The 21544-nt window shown below is 64.0% G+C and carries 19 protein-coding genes and 1 tRNA gene; 16 read left to right on the forward strand and 4 right to left on the reverse strand.

Going from position 1 to position 21544, the window contains the following annotated elements; translation table 11 throughout:
* Positions 1 to 268: 268 nt before the first annotated feature.
* The 4 genes from SKC41_RS15500 to SKC41_RS15515 all read right to left on the reverse strand — a co-directional run bounded on the left by SKC41_RS15500 (position 269) and on the right by SKC41_RS15515 (position 4733).
* Positions 269 to 1453 (reverse strand): hypothetical protein, encoded by a 1185-nt coding sequence (locus SKC41_RS15500; protein ID WP_330978383.1) that lies wholly within the window; start codon positions 1451 to 1453, stop codon positions 269 to 271.
* 1646 nt (positions 1454 to 3099) lie between these two features.
* A complete protein-coding gene (locus SKC41_RS15505; RefSeq protein ID WP_330978384.1) occupies positions 3100 to 3717 on the reverse strand; it encodes a hypothetical protein in 618 nt (205 codons plus the stop codon).
* On the reverse strand, positions 3714 to 4436 hold the full coding sequence (locus tag SKC41_RS15510; protein ID WP_330978385.1) for a hypothetical protein: 723 nt from the start codon (positions 4434 to 4436) through the stop codon (positions 3714 to 3716). Before SKC41_RS15510 ends, SKC41_RS15505 begins: the two co-directional genes overlap by 4 nt.
* A 224-nt stretch (positions 4437 to 4660) precedes the next feature.
* A tRNA-Arg gene (locus SKC41_RS15515) sits at positions 4661 to 4733 on the reverse strand.
* Positions 4734 to 4846: 113 nt separating this feature from the next.
* Here SKC41_RS15515 and argS point away from each other — a divergent pair.
* From argS to SKC41_RS15595, 16 genes are all read left to right on the forward strand, one after another.
* Positions 4847 to 6499 carry an arginine--tRNA ligase gene (gene argS / locus SKC41_RS15520; protein ID WP_330978386.1) on the forward strand — a complete coding sequence of 551 codons (1653 nt, stop codon included), beginning with the start codon at positions 4847 to 4849 and terminating at the stop codon, positions 6497 to 6499.
* Positions 6496 to 7914, forward strand: a complete 1419-nt coding sequence (gene lysA, locus SKC41_RS15525) for a diaminopimelate decarboxylase (RefSeq protein ID WP_330978387.1) — start codon at positions 6496 to 6498, stop codon at positions 7912 to 7914. Before argS ends, lysA begins: the two co-directional genes overlap by 4 nt.
* 2 nt (positions 7915 to 7916) lie before the next feature.
* Positions 7917 to 9242 (forward strand): homoserine dehydrogenase, encoded by a 1326-nt coding sequence (locus SKC41_RS15530; protein ID WP_330978914.1) that lies wholly within the window; start codon positions 7917 to 7919, stop codon positions 9240 to 9242.
* The gene (gene thrC, locus SKC41_RS15535) at positions 9239 to 10321 is read left to right on the forward strand and encodes a threonine synthase (protein WP_330978388.1); all 1083 of its coding nucleotides are present in this window, start codon (positions 9239 to 9241) and stop codon (positions 10319 to 10321) included. The genes SKC41_RS15530 and thrC overlap by 4 nt, the downstream gene beginning before the upstream one ends.
* 22 nt (positions 10322 to 10343) lie before the next feature.
* The gene (gene thrB / locus SKC41_RS15540) at positions 10344 to 11279 is read left to right on the forward strand and encodes a homoserine kinase (RefSeq protein ID WP_330978915.1); all 936 of its coding nucleotides are present in this window, start codon (positions 10344 to 10346) and stop codon (positions 11277 to 11279) included.
* A 268-nt stretch (positions 11280 to 11547) separates the two neighbouring features.
* Positions 11548 to 13428, forward strand: coding sequence for a transcription termination factor Rho (gene rho / locus SKC41_RS15545; protein ID WP_330978389.1), 1881 nt, complete (start codon positions 11548 to 11550; stop codon positions 13426 to 13428).
* A gap of 300 nt (positions 13429 to 13728) precedes the next feature.
* Positions 13729 to 13968 carry a 50S ribosomal protein L31 gene (rpmE, locus tag SKC41_RS15550; protein ID WP_330978390.1) on the forward strand — a complete coding sequence of 80 codons (240 nt, stop codon included), beginning with the start codon at positions 13729 to 13731 and terminating at the stop codon, positions 13966 to 13968.
* 90 nt (positions 13969 to 14058) lie between these two features.
* A complete protein-coding gene (gene prfA, locus SKC41_RS15555) occupies positions 14059 to 15132 on the forward strand; it encodes a peptide chain release factor 1 (RefSeq protein ID WP_330978391.1) in 1074 nt (357 codons plus the stop codon).
* Positions 15129 to 15974 (forward strand): peptide chain release factor N(5)-glutamine methyltransferase, encoded by an 846-nt coding sequence (prmC, locus tag SKC41_RS15560; RefSeq protein WP_330978392.1) that lies wholly within the window; start codon positions 15129 to 15131, stop codon positions 15972 to 15974. Before prfA ends, prmC begins: the two co-directional genes overlap by 4 nt.
* Entirely contained in the window at positions 15967 to 16620 is a 654-nt protein-coding gene (locus SKC41_RS15565; RefSeq protein ID WP_330978393.1) for an L-threonylcarbamoyladenylate synthase, read from the forward strand. The genes prmC and SKC41_RS15565 overlap by 8 nt, the downstream gene beginning before the upstream one ends.
* 41 nt (positions 16621 to 16661) lie before the next feature.
* A complete protein-coding gene (locus tag SKC41_RS15570) occupies positions 16662 to 17894 on the forward strand; it encodes a glycosyltransferase family 4 protein (RefSeq protein ID WP_330978394.1) in 1233 nt (410 codons plus the stop codon).
* A gap of 224 nt (positions 17895 to 18118) precedes the next feature.
* Positions 18119 to 18583 (forward strand): ATP synthase subunit I, encoded by a 465-nt coding sequence (locus SKC41_RS15575; RefSeq protein ID WP_330978395.1) that lies wholly within the window; start codon positions 18119 to 18121, stop codon positions 18581 to 18583.
* Positions 18576 to 19334, forward strand: coding sequence for a F0F1 ATP synthase subunit A (atpB, locus tag SKC41_RS15580; protein WP_163793297.1), 759 nt, complete (start codon positions 18576 to 18578; stop codon positions 19332 to 19334). Before SKC41_RS15575 ends, atpB begins: the two co-directional genes overlap by 8 nt.
* An 84-nt stretch (positions 19335 to 19418) precedes the next feature.
* Positions 19419 to 19664: a F0F1 ATP synthase subunit C gene (locus tag SKC41_RS15585; RefSeq protein WP_090609504.1), complete on the forward strand. Its 246-nt coding sequence runs from the start codon at positions 19419 to 19421 to the stop codon at positions 19662 to 19664.
* 9 nt (positions 19665 to 19673) lie between these two features.
* The gene (locus tag SKC41_RS15590; protein ID WP_330978396.1) at positions 19674 to 20183 is read left to right on the forward strand and encodes a F0F1 ATP synthase subunit B; all 510 of its coding nucleotides are present in this window, start codon (positions 19674 to 19676) and stop codon (positions 20181 to 20183) included.
* Between the two features lie 7 nt (positions 20184 to 20190).
* Positions 20191 to 21531 carry a F0F1 ATP synthase subunit B/delta gene (locus SKC41_RS15595; RefSeq protein WP_330978397.1) on the forward strand — a complete coding sequence of 447 codons (1341 nt, stop codon included), beginning with the start codon at positions 20191 to 20193 and terminating at the stop codon, positions 21529 to 21531.
* Positions 21532 to 21544 lie beyond the last annotated feature (13 nt).

The raw sequence follows: 21544 nt of genomic DNA on the forward strand, positions 1-21544 counted from the left end.
GCTCCTCCAAGCCGCACATTTCGGCGTTGCTGTGCGCTTTCGCCAGAGGTTGAACCGGAACGCGGCTACACGTTGAGGCGGAACTCGACCGCATTTGTTATAGAACAACTTGCGTCGAGACGCATGAGCTACAACGAGACGACGGCACGTGGAAGCGATCTCCGCCGCGCGGCAACTCGTCGCTTCCGCATAGATAAAACCAGAAGTACCGGGATGGGAACGCTCGGCGTTTCCTCTCAGGGACTTAGGGTTTGAGCCTGGCGACATCTCACTGAATAGCCTCGACCAATTCGTCGAGTTTTGTGAAGACTGTCTCCTTTCTCCCCATCATTCGCTGGGTTTCGCGGAGTTGTGTTCCAGTGTGCACCTCTGCGCAAACGTAATCGGTATACGCGGCCGCACTCGAAAGGTGGAGCATGTCAAGCAAATCGTTACGGCACCACTTGGTTCGATGATCAATGAATCGGCGTACGAATAGTTCGGATAAGAACCCGACCATGGGGGAAGTGGAAAACAACTCGCTCAATTCGCTGTCGCTGAACATCGGGAAGTCTGCAGCGCGAGTCAATCGCTGGTAGACAGCCGTATAGAAGCCGATGTTCTCGTTCCAATACCGGCGCCTAGCGAGCTGGCGACGCTGGTGCTTCGGAACATTCTGCGCATGCATTTGGGCCGTAATACGCAGGTGATGATCGACCCAGTCTGCAAGCTCATGCTTTGGAGTGCGCTCGGGATCAACCAGGGCGTCCAGGACGACACATGGCATCGTCAACATCGCCAAGAACTTATCGGCGTCAGGCATCTCGTCACTGATCCCCAGCGTCGTGTCACTTCCGAAAAGCGCGCCAGGCTCAGTAATGACCGGATGAAAGACGGGCGCACCCTCCAAGCGTCGGAGGTGACCTCGAATCGTCATTTCAGCCTCGTGCTTCCAGATGTCAAGTGGATGCCGAATCTGCCACCCACCCGCTAGCCTGGCCATGGTCAGACCCACCTCGTAGCGTCGCTCGCCGAAGAGGCCCGCTGTTTCCAACATGTGACCCATGGACAACGGAAGAACGATGCGGCCGTCACTGGCAAGGTCGATGAGGTCTTGGGCTGCGCGCCGTTCAGCGCCGTCCTTCACTCGGGTTGAATCGTGCAGCACGTCAGAAACGGTCCGCCAGCGATTCTGATCAAGGTAGACCGAAGGTCGGCCATTGAATGGTGGCTGAGAGGTCGGATTGAACCCTTCGGTGATGATCAGGTCTCCCTTGACGGTCATCGACATGACCCACCACTTCTCCCAGTCGAAGGTGGAACTGGCGATCTGGGAGCCCACAGTCCTGAACCTAGATTCCAGTTCCTCTTCAATGATCTGACCATCCTGACAAACAATTCGAATGGTCTCGTTCTGGAAATCGACGTGCCAGTATTTATACAGCTCAGCCGAGATAACCAGCGGTTTGTCCACGTGCTCAGGCTACTCAGGAGTTACGAGGCGACCTCATCCTTCCCGGGCAAGTGCGGCGAATCGGCTAGACGCGGGGGACTCCGCCGAGCCAGCGCAGTCAGGCCGAGCCCGAGGTCCGACTCACCACTGCCGACTGAGCCCGTTCTCTGCGAATACCCGGTGGCGTACAGGATGTCGTCCGGTGTTCAGTTACACGTCGAAGCGGAACTCGACAATGTCGTCGTCGGTCGTCACCTTCGCGCCCGCTATAGCCCGGAAATAGCCCGGAAATATTAAAGCCAGGCATTTACTTGGTGCCCCCGGCAGGTTCAAGAGGCACCCGCGACACGATGACGAGCCGCCGCGTGCTACCCGGATCGTGATTCTGTATGGACCCGACAAAAAGCGGCTACGGGAGATTGAAGTGGCTGAGGACGACGATTAGTCCGGCGTCGCTTCCGCTAGTCGGTGTCGGGGCCCCTTCGTCGGTGTTCAGCCTGGAGCGAGATGGTGTGTAAGCACTGTCATGTTCTGTGGTAACCCGTTTCGCGCCGTCGTGCGCGCGATGTCTACGCCCGGCCGTTCATAGTTGCATGGCGGGTGGAAAGAGGGCAACTTCCCAGTCGTCGCCTGTTTCGCAATGTTTTCGTGCCCGAACTTGGCCGCTAACGCCCTCGAAACGCACATTTTGGGCGATGCCGATTGCGGCACGGGTCTGCCTGACAGCTTTACTTAGCGCGGGGGGTTTGGGATTGGCTGATGAGTACACCGCCTTGGAATGGCTCTTCAAGCGATCGATGTCGGCTTCTGCGGGCCGGGGTGTGCGGCCTGCTCGGTATGGCGCAAGCAAAGATACGACGCTGTCAGTCAGGAGCTGCGTCCATACTCCTTCGTGGTGTGCATTGGGAGCCCCATGATGTGGAACCTTAAAAAGACTTGCGCGAGGATCTGGCCGAAAGGTTGCTAGGACGGCGTCCCAACCGCAGCCTTTTGGACCGCTTAGCAAATCTGCTCCGAGCAGAATTGCTGTGGGCCCTACGTTTACGAGGATCGCGACGGCTAATTCATTCGGGTCGGTGGAACTCAATCGCCGCCTGTCGCCAGCCCTGGCGAGACCAGCCTCTAGTATTGACCGCGCTCGCTCGATAGCTTCGCTTGATGGAGACAACGCTGTAATCAGCGCGGCTGGCGTTTGGGTTGTACCGTCGCGACGGTACAACGGCTTCTCTTCGGACGCGTGTTTCAATCGCTTACCTACAGGCCGCGTCTTCACGATTTTGAATATGTTCCGGTACTCGGCACGGATAGCCGGGCGTATGTGGCTTTCTATGTCCGCATCAGCTTGGATGTCCCGCATGAACTCGTCGAGCGTTAAGGCACTGGCGCATACGAAAAATGCGTTCTTACAAGCGTCGAATACCGTCGCTAGCCCAGCGATATGATCATCATGTGCATGAGTGCCCACGACTAACCTGACATCTTTCGAAACGTCTACACCCATCCCAGTCAAGTAGTTAAGCACTGGAATTTCTTTGGTCTGCTGATCTCGGCATGAATCCACGACAATCCACTCGCCGCCTCCGATGTGTACAGCGACGGACTCGCCTTTGCCTGGGCCGAACACCGACACCTCGACTTCGTCAGGCTCCGGTGGATTGGTTCGCGCGCTACTCAATGTAGGCGGCCAACTCCTTTACTTCCTCTTTCGCTCGCTGAGCCTGATCGGCGATCTCCGCCTCTGTCCACTTTCCCAAGCGGCGAAGCCGGATCGAGGATGTGTAGGTAGGGCCTCCCCATCCCCGGATGGTCCGGGCAGTCACGTAGACCACGTCGCCTGGCCGCACGTCCTCTTCGTCAAGTCGGTGTCTGGCGAAGTCCGCAGTCACCACCGGACCTTCTCCAGATGGCACCAACTCCACGGAGATTAAGTCGTCGTCGACGTCGAGGACTCGCCCCTCCCATTTCTGCATGCCCATGATCGGAAAGTCAGGAGGCGCTGTGCGCTCTGTGGACTCGATATCCGGCCGTCGCAGCGCGGAGCGAAGCAACCTAGCATGCTGCTCGATGATCCGTTGGGCCACCTTCTGCTCTTCGGGCAGATTCCCACGGTTGTACGCGAGCTCCGTGGCTGATGTACCGGCCGCGTTGTCCAGCAGTCCAGAGGCGGATGATTCTTCAATATTCTGGCGGACAACGCTTTTCAGGCGATCAACCGACCGGCGAAGCTTGTCCGCCGATGCATATCCGGTGGTCGTGTTCGACAATTCGGACAGAGCAGGCGTCATCGAATCCTCGCTATCGCGTTGACCACATCATTGGATCGTTGAATACTGGCAGCCCAAACCGACGTAAGTATCTCATTTAATATAGCGATTTTTTCTGCGGAAGGCTCCCAATTTACAGGTTGCTGACTGCTGATTTCCCATGCCTCGTCGCGATCAGACGGCCGGTCTTCAACGACACTCAAGTCGAAGTGATCATTGTGTGCCACGTAGATATGTCCGGCAAATCTAAACGAAGGTTCGACCTGGATCTGTACCCGTCCGCCGTATTTGTCGGGACGCAGACCCCAAATCATCACCTCTCTAGTGACGGGCAGGTCAACCAAATCCTTCCAGAAAGCCTTCGGTACCAGTGTGTCTCCAACAGCGTGGTAATGCGTCTGATCGTCTGGGGCAAAATGAAACTGGCGGTTGATTCCGAGTGCAGCTACGGGCGTGTGCGGGAGAGCGCGGAGCGTACCGACCGCTACATCTCGGAGTCGTTCGAACTCGTCTGGATCGATCGTGCTGAACTGCAACGTGTCCGGTAGCACTTGGCAATTGAGCCACCCTGTGGAAAAGGACGCGATGTCGCTCGTGATTACCTCGATCTTGGCCTCGGTGAAAGCCTTAGAGCCGATCAGCTCTTGCTGAAGTAGCCAGAGCGGCGAGAAGATGGCAGCGTTGAAGTGACCCTTAACGATCACCGATATGCCGTCGAGGGCTATCGCAACGTCCGCCACGTCCGCTCCCACTTGCCGCAGGCGCCTACCTTTCGGCGCTGTTGCCAGACTCTACAAGCAAGCTTAGGCCGCGCGCGTTGGTGCGCTGGCGCGAGCCGCAGGTTTCAGCCTCGACGAGAGTTGTCGCATTGACTGGGCCCCCGCCAAGAGTGACACGTCAAGGATTTGCCTGGTAACGAGTTGTGCAAAACTTGCGCGGGATCGCATCGTCCCTGTTCAGAGAGTGCCCCCGGCAGGATTCGAACCTGCGGCCTTCTGCTCCGGAGGCAGACGCTCTATCCCCTGAGCTACGGGGGCGCACGATATACATACTGCGCCAATGGGCCCAGACAGACTAACGCATGCGGGTGGCCGAGCTGACATCCAATGGATTCGGGGCGTAGGCACGCTAACCAATAGGATGGACGCTCGTGACCCCCGCTGACCTGGCTGAGCTGCTCAAAGCCACCGCATCCGCGGTGCTTGCCGAGCATGGCCTCGACGTGTCGGCGCTGCCGGCGACGGTCACCGTCGAACGTCCGCGCAATCCCGAACACGGCGATTACGCGAGCAACCTGGCGCTGCAGCTGGGCAAGAAGGTCGGCGCCAACCCGCGTGAACTGGCCGGATGGCTGGCCGAGGCGCTGGCCGCCGCCGACGGTGTCTCCTCGGCGGAAGTGGCCGGACCGGGCTTCATCAACCTGCGCCTCGAGGCGTCGGCCCAGGCCAAGGTCGTCAACGACGTGATCGACGCCGGCGACCGCTACGGATACTCCGACACGCTGTCCGGCACCAAGATCAATCTGGAATTCGTCTCGGCCAACCCGACCGGACCGATCCACATCGGCGGTACTCGCTGGGCCGCGGTCGGCGATGCGCTGGGCCGGCTGCTATCCACCCAGGGCGCCGATGTCACGCGCGAGTACTACTTCAACGACCACGGCGCGCAGATCGACCGCTTCGCCAACTCGCTGATCGCCGCGGCCAAGGGTGAACCCACCCCGCAGGACGGTTACGCCGGCACCTACATCAACGACATCGCCGCCCAGGTGTTGCAGAAGGCGCCCGACGCGCTGAGCTTGCCCGACACCGAGATGCACGAGACCTTCCGCGAGATCGGCGTCGACCTGATGTTCACCCACATCAAGGAGACGCTGCACGAATTCGGCACCGACTTCGACGTGTACACCCACGAGGACTCGATGCACACCAGCGGACGCGTCGACGAAGCTATTGCGCAGCTGCGGGAGGCCGGCAACATCTACGACAAGGATGGCGCAAGTTGGTTGCGCAGCAGCGCTTTTGGTGACGACAAGGACCGCGTCGTGATCAAGAGCGACGGCAAACCCGCCTACATCGCCGGGGACATCGCGTACTACCTGGACAAGCGCCAACGCGGCTTCGACTTGTGCATCTACATGCTCGGCGCCGACCACCACGGCTACATCGCGCGGCTCAAGGCCGCGGCCGCCGCGTTCGGTGACGACCCCGCGACCGTCGAGGTGCTGATCGGGCAGATGGTCAACCTGGTCCGCGACGGCCAGCCGGTACGGATGAGCAAGCGGGCAGGCACCGTGATCACGCTCGACGACCTGGTGGACGCGCTGGGTGTCGACGCCGCCCGCTACAGCCTGATCCGCTCGTCGGTGGACACCGCGATCGACATCGATTTGGCGCTGTGGTCCTCGGCGTCGAATGAAAACCCGGTCTATTACGTGCAATACGCGCATGCTCGGCTCTCGGCGCTGGCCCGCAACGCCGCCGAGCTCGGCCTGATTCCCGATACCGGGCATCTCGAATTGCTCAGCCACGACAAGGAAGGTGCGCTGCTGCGCACCGTCGGCGAGTTCCCGCGGGTGCTCAACACCGCGGCGTCGCTGCGCGAACCACACCGGATCTGCCGTTACCTGGAAGACCTCGCCGGTGATTACCATCGGTTCTACGACTCGTGCCGGGTATTGCCGCAGGGCGACGAACGACCCACGGACCTGCACATCGCCCGGTTGGCGTTGTGCCAGGCCACCCGGCAGGTCATCGCCAACGGACTGGCAATACTCGGCGTCAGCGCCCCGGAGAGAATGTGAACGTCCATCCCGCCGGTCCCCGGCATGCCGAAGAAATCCGTCACGCGGATAGCCCGCCCCGGCCGCAATCTCCGGAGGAACTGCTGGGCTTGGCGCCGAATGTCTGGCCGCACAACATGGTTCGCAACGAAGCCGGGGTAGCCGTCATCGCCGGCGTCCCGGTGACCGATCTCGCCCAGGAGTATGGGACGCCGCTCTTCGTCGTCGACGAGGACGACTTCCGCTCCCGCTGCCGGGAGATCGCGGCGGCGTTCGGCGGCGGCGCCAATGTCCACTACGCCGCTAAGGCGTTCCTGTGCACCGAGATTGCGCGCTGGATCGACGAAGAGGGCCTCTGCCTCGACGTGTGCACCGGCGGGGAACTGGCCGTTGCGCTGCACGCCAACTTCCCGCCGGAGCGAATTACCCTGCACGGCAACAACAAATCTGTCACGGAGTTGACGACCGCGGTCAAAGCCGGTGTGGGCCATATCGTCGTGGACTCGATGACCGAAATTGAGCGCCTCGAAACGATCGCGGGGGAGGCCGGCGTCGTCCAGGACGTCTTCGTGCGACTCACCGTCGGCGTCGAGGCTCACACCCACGAGTTCATCTCCACCGCGCACGAGGACCAGAAGTTTGGCCTGTCGGTCGCCGGCGGCGCGGCGATGGCGGCGGTGGAACGGGTATTCGCCACCGATCACCTGCGGCTGGTCGGCCTGCACAGCCACATCGGTTCGCAGATCTTCGACGTCGCCGGCTTCGAGCTGGCCGCGCGCCGCGTCCTCGGCCTGCTGCGGGAGGTCGTGGCTGCGTTCGGGGTGGACAAGACCGCACAGATCTCGACCGTCGATCTCGGTGGCGGCCTTGGCATCTCGTACCTGGCCTCCGATGACCCGCCCCCGATGGCCGAACTCGCAGCCAAGCTCAGCGCGATCATCGGCAATGAATCCGCGGCCGTTGGTCTGCCCACGCCCCGGCTGGTGGTCGAACCCGGACGGGCCATCGCCGGACCGGGGACCATAACCCTCTACGAGGTCGGCACCGTCAAGGACGTCGAGGTCAGCACGACGGCCGTTCGACGCTACGTCAGCGTCGACGGCGGCATGAGCGACAACATCCGTACCGCGCTCTACGACGCGCAGTACGACGCCCGGCTGGTGTCCAGGGTCAGCGACGCACCGGCGGCGCTGGCCCGCATCGTCGGAAAGCACTGCGAGAGCGGCGATATCGTCGTGCGCGACACTTGGGTGCCCGGTGATCTGGGACCGGGCGACCTGCTCGGGGTGGCCGCGACGGGCGCCTACTGCTATTCGCTGTCGAGCCGCTACAACATGATCTGCCGCCCTGCCGTGGTCGCGGTTCGCGATGGACGGGCCCGCCTGATCCTGCGCCGCGAGACGGTCGACGATCTGCTGAGTTTGGAAGTGAGGTGACTGTGTCCGGGAATGGAAAGCCAGTCGGCGTAGCGGTACTCGGGTTGGGCAACGTCGGCAGCGAAGTAGTCCGCATCATCGAGCAGAGCGCGGACGATCTCGCGGCCCGTGTCGGCGCCCCCCTTGCGCTGCGCGGCATCGGGGTACGGCGCGTCGCGGACGACCGCGGTGTGCCCGTCGAACTGCTCACCGACAACATCGAAGAGCTGGTCTCGCGGGAAGACGTCGACATCGTCGTCGAGGTGATGGGGCCGGTCGAGCCGTCGCGCAAGGCCATCCTGGCCGCGCTCGAGCACGGCAAGTCGGTCGTCACTGCCAACAAGGCACTGCTGGCCACCTCGACCGGCGAACTGGCTCAGGCAGCCGAAAACGCGCATGTCGACTTGTATTTCGAGGCGGCGGTCGCGGGCGCCATCCCGGTGATCCGTCCGCTCACCCAGTCGTTGGCCGGGGACACGGTGGTCCGGGTAGCCGGCATCGTCAACGGCACCACCAACTACATCCTGTCCGCGATGGACAGCACCGGCACCGACTACGCCAGCGCCCTGGCCGACGCGAGTGCGCTGGGCTACGCCGAGGCCGATCCCACCGCCGACGTCGAGGGCTACGACGCCGCGGCCAAGGCCGCGATCCTGGCGTCCATCGCCTTCCACACCCGGGTGACCGCCGACGACGTCTATCGCGAAGGCATCACCAAGATCAGCCCGGCCGACTTCGCGTCCGCGCATGCGTTGGGCTGCACCATCAAGCTGCTGTCCATCTGCGAGCGCATCACGACCGACGATGGCCAGCAACGGGTCTCGGCGCGCGTCTACCCCGCGCTGGTGCCGCTGGAGCATCCGCTGGCCACCGTCAACGGCGCGTTCAACGCGGTGGTGGTGGAAGCCGAAGCGGCGGGCCGGCTGATGTTCTACGGCCAGGGCGCCGGCGGTGCGCCGACCGCATCGGCGGTGACCGGTGACCTGGTGATGGCTGCTCGCAACCGGGTGCTGGGCAGTCGCGGTCCGAAAGAATCGAAGTACGCCCAATTGCCTGTTGCGCCAATGGGTTTCATCTCGACCCGCTACTACGTCAGCATGAACGTCGCGGACAAGCCCGGTGTGTTGTCCTCGGTGGCGGCCGAATTCGCGAAGCGTGAGGTCAGCATCGCCGAGGTTCGTCAGGAAGGCGTCGTGGACGAGGGCGGGCGACGGGTGGGGGCCCGCATCGTGGTGGTCACGCACCGCGCCACCGATGCCGCACTCTCGGAAACCGTTGATGCGCTGGCCGATTTGGATGTCGTGCAGAGTGTGGCAAGCGTGCTGCGATTGGAAGGAACCAGCATATGAGCACGCCACGAACCGCGGTCCACAAACCCTGGCCGGGTCTGATCGCCGCGTACCGCGACCGGTTGCCGGTCGGCGCCGACTGGACGGCGATCACGCTGCTCGAGGGTGGCACCCCGCTGATCCCGGCGACCCGGCTGTCGGAGCAGACCGGCTGCACGGTCCACCTGAAGGTCGAGGGGCTCAACCCCACCGGCTCGTTCAAGGACCGGGGTATGACGATGGCGGTCACCGACGCCGTGGCACGCGGACAGCAGGCCGTGTTGTGCGCATCGACCGGAAACACCTCGGCGTCGGCGGCGGCCTACGCGGCGCGCGCCGGCATCACTTGTGCGGTCCTGATACCCCAGGGCAAGATCGCGATGGGCAAGCTCGCGCAGGCGGTGATGCACGGAGCCAGAATCATTCAGATCGACGGCAACTTCGACGACTGCCTGGAGCTGGCCCGCAAGATGGCCGCCGACTTCCCGACGATTTCGTTGGTCAACTCGGTCAACCCGGTGCGGATCGAGGGCCAGAAGACGGCGGCGTTCGAAATCGTGGACGCGCTGGGCACCGCGCCGGACATCCACTCGCTGCCCGTCGGCAACGCCGGGAACATCACCGCGTACTGGAAGGGCTACACCGAGTACCACCAGGACGGCGTGTTCGAGAAGCTGCCCCGCATGCTGGGCACCCAGGCGGCGGGGGCCGCGCCCCTGGTGTACGGCAAACCCGTGAAGAACCCCGAGACGATCGCCACCGCGATCCGGATCGGTTCGCCAGCGTCGTGGACGGCCGCCGTGGCGGCTCAGGAGCAATCCAATGGACGCTTCCTGGCAGCGACCGACGAGGAGATCCTGGCGGCCTACCACCTGGTGGCCGAATCCGAGGGCGTATTCGTCGAACCCGCCTCTGCGGCCAGCATCGCGGGCCTGCTCAAGTCCGTCGAAGACGGCTGGGTGCCCCGCGGGTCGACCGTGGTGTGCACGGTCACCGGCAACGGCCTCAAGGATCCCGACACGGCGCTGAAGGATATGCCGACCGTTTCCCCGCTGCCGGTGGATCCTGTACTCGTCGTGGAGAAATTGGGACTCGCGTAATGAGCGCTTGCCGGTGAACCAGCTGCTGCCCGCCGGGCTGGTGGCCAGCGCCGTGGTGTCGGCGTCCAGCGCCAATCTCGGCCCGGGTTTCGACAGCATCGGCCTCGCATTGAGTCTGTACGACGAGATCGTGCTGGAGACAACCGATTCCGGCTTGGTCGTGGAGGTCGAGGGAGAGGGCGCGGGACAGGTGCCGCTGGGGCCCGAGCACCTGGTGGTCCGAGCCATCGAGCGCGGGCTGCAGGCCGCCGGCGTCCGTGCGCCCGGCCTGATGGTGCGCTGTCGCAATGCCATCCCGCATTCGCGCGGCCTCGGTTCGTCGGCGGCGGCTGTGGTCAGCGGCCTTGCTGCGGTCAATGGCCTTGTCGCGCAAACGGATTCCACCCCGTTCAGCGAGGCTCAGCTGATCCAGCTGTCCTCGGAGTTCGAGGGTCACCCCGACAACGCCGCGGCCGCGGTGCTGGGCGGCGCGGTGGTTTCGTGGACCGAGGGGGCCGGCGATTCGCCGGCCTACTCGGCCGTCCCGCTGACGTTGCACCCCGATATCCGGCTGTTCTGCGCGATCCCGGAAGAGCGTTCGTCGACCGCCGAGACGCGGGTACTGCTCCCCGCCCAGGTCAGCCACGAGGACGCACGATTCAACGTCAGCCGCGCCGCATTGCTGGTGGTGGCGCTGACCCAACGCCCGGATCTGCTGATGGCGGCCACCGAGGACGTGCTTCATCAGCCGCAACGGGCCCCGGCCATGCCGGCCTCGGCGGAATATCTGCGGCTGCTGCGGCGTCTTAACGTGTCGGCGACGCTTTCTGGGGCGGGTCCGTCCGTCATCGCATTGACTACCGAGTCGGAGTTGCCGTCGGAGGCGTTGGCCTGCGGCGTTGCCAATGGATTCACCATCGCGGAGATGACGCCCGGCGAAGGGGCTCGCTGGAGCCCGGGTGTCACAGTCGCTGGTTAATCCACGAGCGCACCGGAGGGTTTGCTTGCTTCAAGCACAGATGCGGGTTATCCTCGGCATCGTCCAGCAATTGCAGCATCTGCATCTGCATACATACTGCCTTGCCGCTGGGACAACACCAATTCATCTCGTGGACGAGGTTCGCCGCTTTCTCCGCCCATCTCAGGCGATCACCGTTGCAGAGTCGATGATTGGGTGCACTCGGCAATTTGGCTGAATGCAACGAACCCCTCGTATGACGTGATCAGCGAGGGAAGAAAGGAAATCCGTGACTGATACGGACCTGTTCACGGCTGACGAAAGTACGGACAGCAATCAGCTGCCGAACGCCGTGACCACCGACACTCCGGACGTGAAAACCAACGTCCCGGCCGGTTCCCTGTCCTCCATGGTGCTGCCCGAGTTGCGCGCGCTGGCTAATCAGGCCGGCGTCAAGGGGACGTCGGGGATGCGTAAGAACGAGCTCATTGCCGCGATCAAGGAAATGAGGGGACAGGCCAACGGTACGTCCGCGGCCGCCCCGTCCGAGGACACCGGCAAGTCCGAACAGGACAAGAACCAACAGAAAACTGCCGCCGAAGAACCGACTGCCCAAGGGGAACAGAAGGATTCGGCGAATGAGGGCAGCCAACGCCGGGAACGGCGCGGCGCCTCCCGCGACGCGGGATCGGCCACCCCCGCCGCCGATGAGGCGGACGGCGAGGGCTCGGCGGGCCGCAACGGCACCGCCCCTCGCGCGGCCGAGAAGCGCGACGGCGGCCAAGCCGACCGGCGCGACGGCGGCCAGGGCCAAGGCCAAAAGGAATCCAAGAACGACGACCGCGGATCAGATTCCGGCGATCAGCAAGGCTCCGGCGGCCAGCAAAATCGCGGCGGCTCGAACCAGCAGGACGACGACGGCGACGGGCGTGGGGGCCGGCGCGGCCGCCGGTTCCGTGACCGCCGGCGTCGCGGTGAGCGCTCCGGCGAGGGCGGCGGCGAGGCCGAACTGCGCGAGGACGACGTCGTCCAACCGGTAGCCGGCATCCTTGACGTCCTCGACAATTACGCGTTCGTGCGCACTTCCGGATATCTGGCCGGCCCGCACGACGTCTACGTGTCCATGAATATGGTGCGCAAGAACGGCCTGCGCCGCGGTGACGCCGTCACCGGCGCGGTGCGGGTGCCCAAGGAGGGCGAACAGCCCAATCAGCGGCAGAAATTCAACCCGCTGGTTCGCCTGGACAGCGTCAACGGCGGACCGGTCGAAGACGTCAAGAAGCGTCCCGATTTCCAGAAGTTGACGCCGCTCTACCCCAACCAGCGCCTTCGCCTGGAAACCACCCCGGACCGGCTGACCACGCGAGTCATCGATCTGATCATGCCGATCGGTAAGGGCCAGCGTGCCCTGATCGTGTCGCCCCCCAAGGCCGGTAAGACCACGATCCTGCAGGACATCGCCAACGCGATCACCAAGAACAACCCGGAATGCCACCTCATGGTCGTGCTCGTCGACGAGCGCCCTGAGGAGGTCACCGACATGACGCGTTCGGTCAAGGGTGAGGTCATCGCCTCCACCTTCGACCGGCCGCCGACGGACCACACGGCGGTCGCCGAGCTGGCCATCGAGCGGGCCAAGCGGCTCGTCGAGCAGGGCAAGGACGTCGTGGTGCTGCTGGACTCGATCACCCGCCTGGGCCGCGCGTACAACAACGCGTCGCCCGCGTCGGGCCGGATCCTGTCCGGTGGTGTCGACTCGACCGCGCTGTACCCGCCGAAACGTTTCCTCGGCGCGGCGCGCAACATCGAAGAAGGCGGATCGCTGACCATCATCGCCACGGCGATGGTCGAGACCGGATCCACCGGTGACACGGTCATCTTCGAGGAGTTCAAGGGCACCGGTAACGCCGAGCTCAAGCTGGACCGCAAGATCTCCGAGCGCCGGGTGTTCCCGGCGGTCGACGTCAACCCGTCCGGTACTCGTAAGGACGAGCTGTTGCTCTCGCCCGACGAGTTCGGCATCGTGCACAAGCTGCGCCGCGTGCTGTCGGGTCTGGACTCGCACCAGGCCATCGACCTGCTGATGTCGCAGCTGCGCAAGACCAAGACCAACTACGAATTCCTGGTCCAGGTGTCCAAGACGACACCGGGGAACATGGACGACGACTAGCGTCCCACGCTGTGGCGCAGACGCTTCAGCAGCTTGACCACCACATCCCCGCAAGGGTTAGGTGCCCCCGGTAACCACGCAGACGACACGGCGATGGATGTCCGCGTGGTTACGGTCTCGGTGCAGTCGCCGCGACGAATCCGGCCGGGAATGTGCGGGTGTATCTCGGTGTTTGGGGAGAAGGTAGTTGACCTGGCATAATCGAGCGTCGACTGCCCGGAGCCGCCTTGCGGTTCCGAGGTTACGCCCGACGGCCGGATCCCTGCGGGGACCAGGGCGACAACGATCGAAGAGGACATCATGAAAGCTGACATTCATCCCGCCTACGGGGAGACCACCGTGCTCTGCGGTTGCGGTAATACGTTCCAGACGCGTAGCACCAAAGACGGCGGTCACATCACTGTCGAGGTTTGCTCGCAATGCCACCCGTTCTATACCGGCAAGCAGAAGATCCTGGACAGCGGTGGCCGTGTGGCGCGCTTCGAAAAGCGCTACGGAAAGCGCAAGGCCGGAGCTGACCAGGAATCGGCCGACAAATAGCTGCCCTACCGACGCCCGAACTGCGCACGAAATTGCGCAGGCCGGGCGTCGGTTTGCGTTCGCGGCAAACGGCGGGGGAGGAGGTGTGTGATGACGCAACCGGTACAGACGATTGACGTGCTGCTTGCCGAGCACGCCGAGCTGGAGCGGCGACTGGCAGACCCCGAGCTGCACAGCAATCCCGACGAGGCGCGCAAGGCCGGCCGTCGATTCGCCCGCCTGGCCCCGATCGTCGCCACGCATCGCAAACTGGGGTCGGCGCGCGACGACCTGGAGACCGCCCGCGAACTGGCCGCCGACGACGACTCGTTCGCCGACGAGGTCGTCGAGCTCGAAGCGCGGGTGGCCGAACTGGACACTCAACTCACCGACATGCTGGCGCCGCGCGATCCGCATGATGCCGACGACGTCGTGCTCGAGGTCAAATCCGGTGAAGGCGGCGAGGAATCGGCGTTGTTCGCCGCCGACTTGGCCAGGATGTACATCCGCTATGCCGAGCGGCATGGCTGGACGGTGACCATGCTGGGCGAAACCACCTCCGATCTGGGCGGCTACAAGGACGCGACGCTGACGATCGCCAGCAAGGGCGACTCGGCCGACGGGGTGTGGTCGCGCCTGAAGTTCGAGGGCGGGGTGCACCGCGTGCAACGGGTCCCCGTGACGGAATCCCAAGGCCGCGTGCATACTTCGGCGGCCGGCGTGCTGATCTACCCCGAGCCCGAGGAAGTCGGCGAGGTGCAGATCGATGAGTCGGATCTGCGCATCGACGTCTACCGCTCGTCCGGCAAGGGCGGGCAGGGCGTCAACACCACCGACTCGGCGGTGCGAATCACCCACTTGCCCACCGGAATCGTCGTCACCTGCCAAAACGAACGATCGCAGCTGCAGAACAAGATCCGGGCGATGCAAGTGCTGGCCGCCCGCCTGCAGGCACTTGCCGAGGAGCAGGCGCAAGCCGACGCGTCGGCGGACCGGGCCAGCCAGATCCGCACCGTGGATCGCAGCGAACGGATCCGCACCTACAACTTCCCGGAGAACCGGATCACCGATCACCGAATCGGTTTCAAGTCACACAATCTCGACCAGGTTCTCGACGGTGACCTGGATGCGTTGTTCGACGCACTGAGTGCCGCCGACAAGCAGGCGAGGCTCCAACAGGCATGACCGTCCTACGGCGCGCAATCGACTCTGCTGCGGCGGTGCTCGCCGAGGCCGGAATCGATTCTGCGCGTTGGGATGCCGAGGAGTTGGCTGCTCATGTGGCGGGTGCCGAGCGCGGTCGGCTGACCTTGATCGAATCTATCGACGACGAGTTCCTGGTGCGATATCACGACGTCGTCGCCGCCCGCTCGCGGCGCGTGCCGTTGCAGCATCTCACCGGGACCGCGGCATTCGGGCCGGTCGTGCTGCACGTCGGCCCCGGCGTCTTCATCCCGCGCCCGGAGACCGAGGCCATCTTGGAGTGGGCCACCGCACAGTGCCTCGCCGCGGCGCCGGTGATCGTCGATTTGTGTACGGGATCCGGCGCGTTGGCGGTGACACTGTCCGGACATCGGCCGGCGGCGCGGGTGATCGCCATCGATGACTCCGAGACGGCACTGGACTACGCGCGCCGCAATGTCGAGGGCACCGCGGTGCAGCTGGTTCGTGCCGACGTCACCACGCAAGGCCTGCTGCCCGAGCTGGACGGACGAGTCGACCTAGTGGTCGCCAATCCGCCCTACGTGCCCGATGGTGTCGAGCTGGATCCCGAAGTCGCCCAGCATGATCCGGCGCACGCGGTGTTCGGCGGCCCGGACGGCATGACGGTGATCGGCGCGGTGGTGGACCTCGCTGGACGCTGGCTGCGCCCCGGCGGCCTGTTCGCCGTCGAGCACGATGACACCACGTCGTCGCAGACTGTCGAATTGATCCAGCGCACAGGGCTTTTCGAAGACGTCCGCGCTCGCCAAGATCTCACCGGCCGGCCAAGGTTTGTGACTGCCTGTAGGAGCGCTCGTGGCTGAGTTGTTCAATTGTGCTGAACCCGAACAGCGTTCGGTCGGTATCAGCTCGGCGGTCGGGGCGCTCAAGGGTGGCCGGCTGGTCGTGATGCCGACGGACACCGTGTACGGCATCGGCGCCGACGCATTCGACAGCAGCGCCGTGGCCGCGCTGTTGGCGGCGAAGGGCCGCGGGCGCGACATGCCGGTCGGCGTGCTGGTGGGCTCCTGGCACACCATCGAGGGCCTGGTCTACACCATGCCGGACGGCGCCCGCGAACTCATCCGCGCGTTCTGGCCCGGTGCGCTGAGTCTGGTTGTGGCGCAAGCGCCGTCGCTGCAGTGGGATCTCGGGGATGCCCGCGGCACGGTCATGCTGCGGATGCCGTTGCACCCGGTCGCGATCGAGCTGCTGCGCGAGGTCGGTCCGATGGCGGTATCCAGCGCCAATGTCTCCGGTCGTCCGCCTGCGGTGAACGCCGCCGAGGCGCGCGACCAACTCGGCGATCTCGTCGATGTCTATCTCGACGCGGGACCCTCGCAGCAGCAGGCGGCGTCGACGATCGTTGACCTCACCGGCGAGACTCCGCGCCTGCTGCGCGCCGGACCGGTAAGCGTCGAGCGCATCGCGGAAGTGCTTGGAATGGACCCGGGACGGTTAATCGCCTAGCGGCGCAACGGTGATGGAGTGAGACCTCAGGTCTCAGGAAGGTGGCGTACGGTCTCGTGGTGTCCAGCGACCCAGCCAGCAATCTCGTCAGCATTGCCGCTGGTCTGCACGCGCTGTCCGACCGCGGCGCCGGGGTCCCGCTGCGCGAGCTGGCGTTGGTCGGACTGACGGCCGCGATCATCACCTACTTCGTGACCGGACCGGTGCGGGTGCTGGCCACTCGTTTGGGAGCGGTCGCCTATCCGCGCGAACGCGATGTGCACGTCACGCCGACCCCACGCATGGGCGGGCTGGCGATGTTCGTCGGTGTTCTCTGCGCGGTGTTCTTGGCATCCCAGCTCCCGGCGCTCACCCGCGGTTTCGTCTATTCCACCGGTATGCCGGCGGTTCTGGTGGCCGGCGCGGTGATCATGGGCATCGGACTCATCGACGACCGCTGGGGTCTGGACGCCCTGACGAAATTCGCCGGCCAGATCACCGCCGCCAGCGTGCTGGTCACGATGGGTGTGGCATGGAGCGTGCTGTACATCCCGTTCGGCGGCGTCGGCACCATCGTGCTGGACCAGGCGTCGTCGATCCTGCTGACGCTGGCGCTGACGGTGTCGATTGTCAACGCGATGAACTTCGTCGACGGGCTCGACGGGCTGGCGGCCGGGTTGGGGCTGATCACCGCGCTGGCCATCTGCGTGTTCTCGGTCGGTCTGCTGCGCGACCACGGCGGCGACGTACTGTTCTATCCGCCCGCCGTCATCTCCGTCGTGCTGGCGGGGGCCTGCCTTGGCTTTCTGCCACACAACTTCCACAAAGCCAAGATCTTCATGGGCGACTCCGGGTCGATGCTGATCGGCTTGATGCTTGCTGCCGCGTCCACCACCGCGGCCGGACCGATCTCGCAAAATGCCTACGGCGCCCGTGACGTCTTTGCTCTGCTGTCACCGTTCCTGCTGGTGGTCGCGGTGATGTTCGTGCCGATGCTCGACCTGTTGCTGGCCATCGTGCGGCGCACCCGCGCGGGCCGCAGCGCGTTCAGCCCCGACAAGATGCATCTACACCATCGGTTGCTGCAGATCGGCCATTCGCATCGCCGGGTGGTACTGCTCATCTATTTGTGGGTCGGCATCGTCGCGTTCGGCGCCGCCAGCACGATCTTTTTCAACCCGCGCGATACCGGCGCGGTGATGTTGGGCGCCATCGTGGTTGCCGGCGTTGCGACGGTGATCCCGCTGTTGCGCCGCCGCGACGATTACCAAGACGAGGACTACGACGGGCGGTAGTAGTACCGCTGACCTTGTGGTACGGTGCTGGTAGAACCCCAAAAAGAATCTTGAGGGTTGCCGGCCAATCGGCCCGCCGGATCGTTTTCCGACCGCGCCGATCGACGACCGACTAAGGGAGATACCCCTTGAGTGAATCCCCTGTGACGTGCGATACGCTCGGCGGGCTACCGATCAGTCGGTCGGAAGTTTTCCGCTCCGCCAATCCGGATTGAGGTGCTGCAGTGACGACACCAGCGCAGGACGCGCCGTTGGTGTTTCCGTCCGTTGCATTCAATCCGTCTCGGCTCCTGGTGGTTTGCGCTGGGATCACCGCGGTGGCGGTAGCTGGCGCCGCTTTCTCCGGTCATCTGATGGTCGGAGTGTTCTTCGGCGTCGGACTGCTCCTGGGTTTGCTCAACGCGCTGCTGGTGCGTCGCTCGGTTGCGTCGATAACGGCGAAAGAACATCCGATGAAAAGCTCGATGGCGCTGAATTCGGCGACTCGGCTGGCGATCATCACCGTCATCGGCCTGATCATTGCTTACATCTTCCGGCCCGCCGGCTTGGGCGTGGTGTTCGGCTTGGCCCTGTTCCAGGTGGTGTTGGTGCTGTCGACCGCCCTGCCGGTATGGAAGAAGCTGCGCGCCGGCGACTGGGCGGAGCCGGCGTCCGAAGGTACCGAAAGAGGTAACACCAGCGATGAGTGAGACGAGGTTCCTGGCCGAAGGCGCAATCGAGGTCGGCGAGCACACCCACGCCACCTGGCTCGGGCTGACCGTCAACACCGACACGATCCTGTCGACCGGGATCGCTGCCGTGATCGTCCTGGCACTCGCCTTCTACCTGCGCGCGAAGATCACCTCGACCGGGGTACCCAGCGGAGTTCAGTTGTTCTGGGAGGCGATCACCGTCCAGATGCGCGACCAGATCGAGGCCGCCGTCGGGATGCGGATCGCACCCTTCGTCCTGCCGCTGGCGGTCACCATCTTCGTGTTCATCCTGATCTCCAACTGGCTGTCGGTGCTGCCGCTGCAGTACACCGACAAATCCGGGCGCACCACCGAGTTACTCAGTTCGGCGGCCGCGGACATCAATTACGTTCTCGCGCTGGCTCTTTTCGTATTCGTCTGCTACCACGTGGCCGGAATCTGGCGCCGCGGCATCGTGGGGCACCCGCTTGCGGTGCTCAAGGGTCACGTGGCGTTCCTGGCGCCGATCAACCTCGTCGAGGAACTCGCCAAGCCGATCTCGTTGTCGCTGCGACTTTTCGGCAACATCTTCGCCGGCGGCATTCTGGTCGCGCTGATCGCGCTCTTCCCGCCCTACATCATGTGGGCGCCCAACGCGATCTGGAAAGCGTTCGACCTGTTCGTCGGCGCGATCCAGGCGTTCATCTTCTCGATCCTGACCATCCTGTACTTCAGCCAAGCCATGGAGATCGAGGATCACCATGACTGAAGACCATCTTGAATCGGCCTGAGCCACACACGATTACAGAAGCCTGGTAGACAGCTACCAGTTATAAGGAGGATAAGAATGGCCCTGGACCCCCAAGTCGCTGCCGCTGCTCTCATCGGCGGTGGAATCATCATGGGCGGCGGCGCAATCGGTGCCGGTATCGGTGACGGTATTGCCGGTAACGCGCTGGTTGCGGGTATTGCCCGTCAGCCGGAAGCGCAAGGCCGGTTGTTCACGCCGTTCTTCATCACCGTCGGTCTGGTTGAGGCGGCGTACTTCATCAACCTGGCCTTCATGGCGCTGTTCGTCTTCGCCACCCCCGTCGGCTAGTTCGCAGTGATGGGTGACGCGAGCCGCAGCGTTCTGGCGTCCAGCCAGTCAGTAGCCGAGGGAGGCAACAACTTCCTCGTCCCCAACGGCACGTTCTTTTTCGTGCTGGCGATCTTCTTGATCGTGCTGGCCGTCATCGGCACGTTCGTCGTGCCGCCGGTCATGAAGGTGTTGCGCGAACGCGACGCGATGGTCGCCAAGACCGCCACCGACACCAAGAAGGCGAACGAGCAGTTCGAGGCCGCGCAGGCCGACTACGAGAAGGCGATGAAAGAAGCCCGGGTGCAGGCGTCATCCTTCCGCGACAAAGCCCGCGCGGACGGCCGCAAGGTCGTTGACGACGCGCGCGCAGACGCCGAGCGGCAGGTGTTGGCGACGTTGCAGCAGGCCGGCGAGCAATTGAAGCGGGAAAGGGACGCCGTGGAACTGGATTTGCGTGCCAACGTGGCTACCATGTCGGCGACGTTGGCCAGTCGGATTCTCGGCGTCGACGTCACAACTTCCGCCGCGACAGGGTAACTAATCAATGTCGACGTTTATTGGACAGCTGATCGGTTTCGCCGCCATCGTTTTCCTGGTGGTGCGTTATGTCGTGCCGCCGGTACGCAATTTGATGGCCGCTCGTCAGAACACGGTGCGCCAGCAATTGGAAGATTCGGCGGCGGCCGCCGAGCGGCTGACCGAGTCGACGACAGCCCATAGCAAGGCCGTGGAAGCCGCCAAGTCGGACGCCGAGCAGGTCGTCGAAGAGGCCAAGGTAGACGCGGGACGGATTGCCGAACAGCTACAGGCCCAGGCCGAGATCGATGCGGAGCGGATCAAGGCACAGGGTGTGCGTCAGGCTGAGCTGTTGCGGGCCCAGCTGAGCCGTCAGCTAAGGCTGGAGCTCGGGCACGAATCTGTCCGCCAGGCAGAGGAATTGGTGCGCAACTACGTGGCCGACGCCCAGCAGCAAGCGTCCACGGTCGATCGCATTCTGGACGAGCTCGATGCCATGGCCCCCGCGGCGACTGATGTCAAGTACCCCTTGATGGCGAAGATGCGCTCGGCGAGTCGGCGTGCGCTGAAGAGCGTCACGGATCGATTCGAAGCCATCGCAAAGGATCTCGACACTCGCGGACTGGAAAAGCTGGCCGCTGAACTGGTTTCGGTAGCCAAGATGCTGAACGGCGAAATCGTCGTCACCCGGTATCTCACCCTGCCTTCCGAAGACGCCGCGCCCAGGGTCAGGTTGCTTGAGCGCCTGCTATCCGGCAAAGTCGCCGACACCACTTTTGAGGTGTTGACAACCGCTGTCTCGCAACGGTGGTCCGCCAACTCGGATCTGGTCGAGGCCGTCGAACATGTGGCGCGGCAAGCGCTGTTGGAAGTCGCCGCGCGCGAGGATCGGGTCGACGAGGTCGAAGACCAGTTGTTCCGGTTCGCCCGGATCCTTGAGGCGCAGCCGCGCCTTGCGGTCCTGCTTGGCGAGTACGGGGCTCCGGCGGAAGGCCGAGTCAGGTTGCTACGCAGCGTGCTCCAAAGCGCGACCGGCCAGAGCAATCGGATCACGAATTCACTGCTGGCCCAGACTATCGAGCTGTTGAGAGGTCAATCCGCCGACGACGCCGTGATGTTCTTGGCCGAAGCGGCGGTGGCACGCCGCAACGAGGTCGTCGCGCAGGTGACTGCGGCGGCCGAGCCCACCGATGCTCAGCGCACCCGGCTGATCGAGGTGCTCAGCCGCATCTACGGGCACCCGGTGGCCGTCCAGCTGCAGACCGATGCGGCACTGCTGGGCGGGCTCCTGATCTCCGTGGGCGACGAGGTGATCGACGGGACGCTCTCGTCTCGCCTGACCGCGGCCGCGGCTCAACTGCCCGAATGATCACGAACTAGTC

Source organism: Mycobacterium sp. 050128 (assembly GCF_036409155.1).
Lineage (GTDB): Bacteria > Actinomycetota > Actinomycetes > Mycobacteriales > Mycobacteriaceae > Mycobacterium.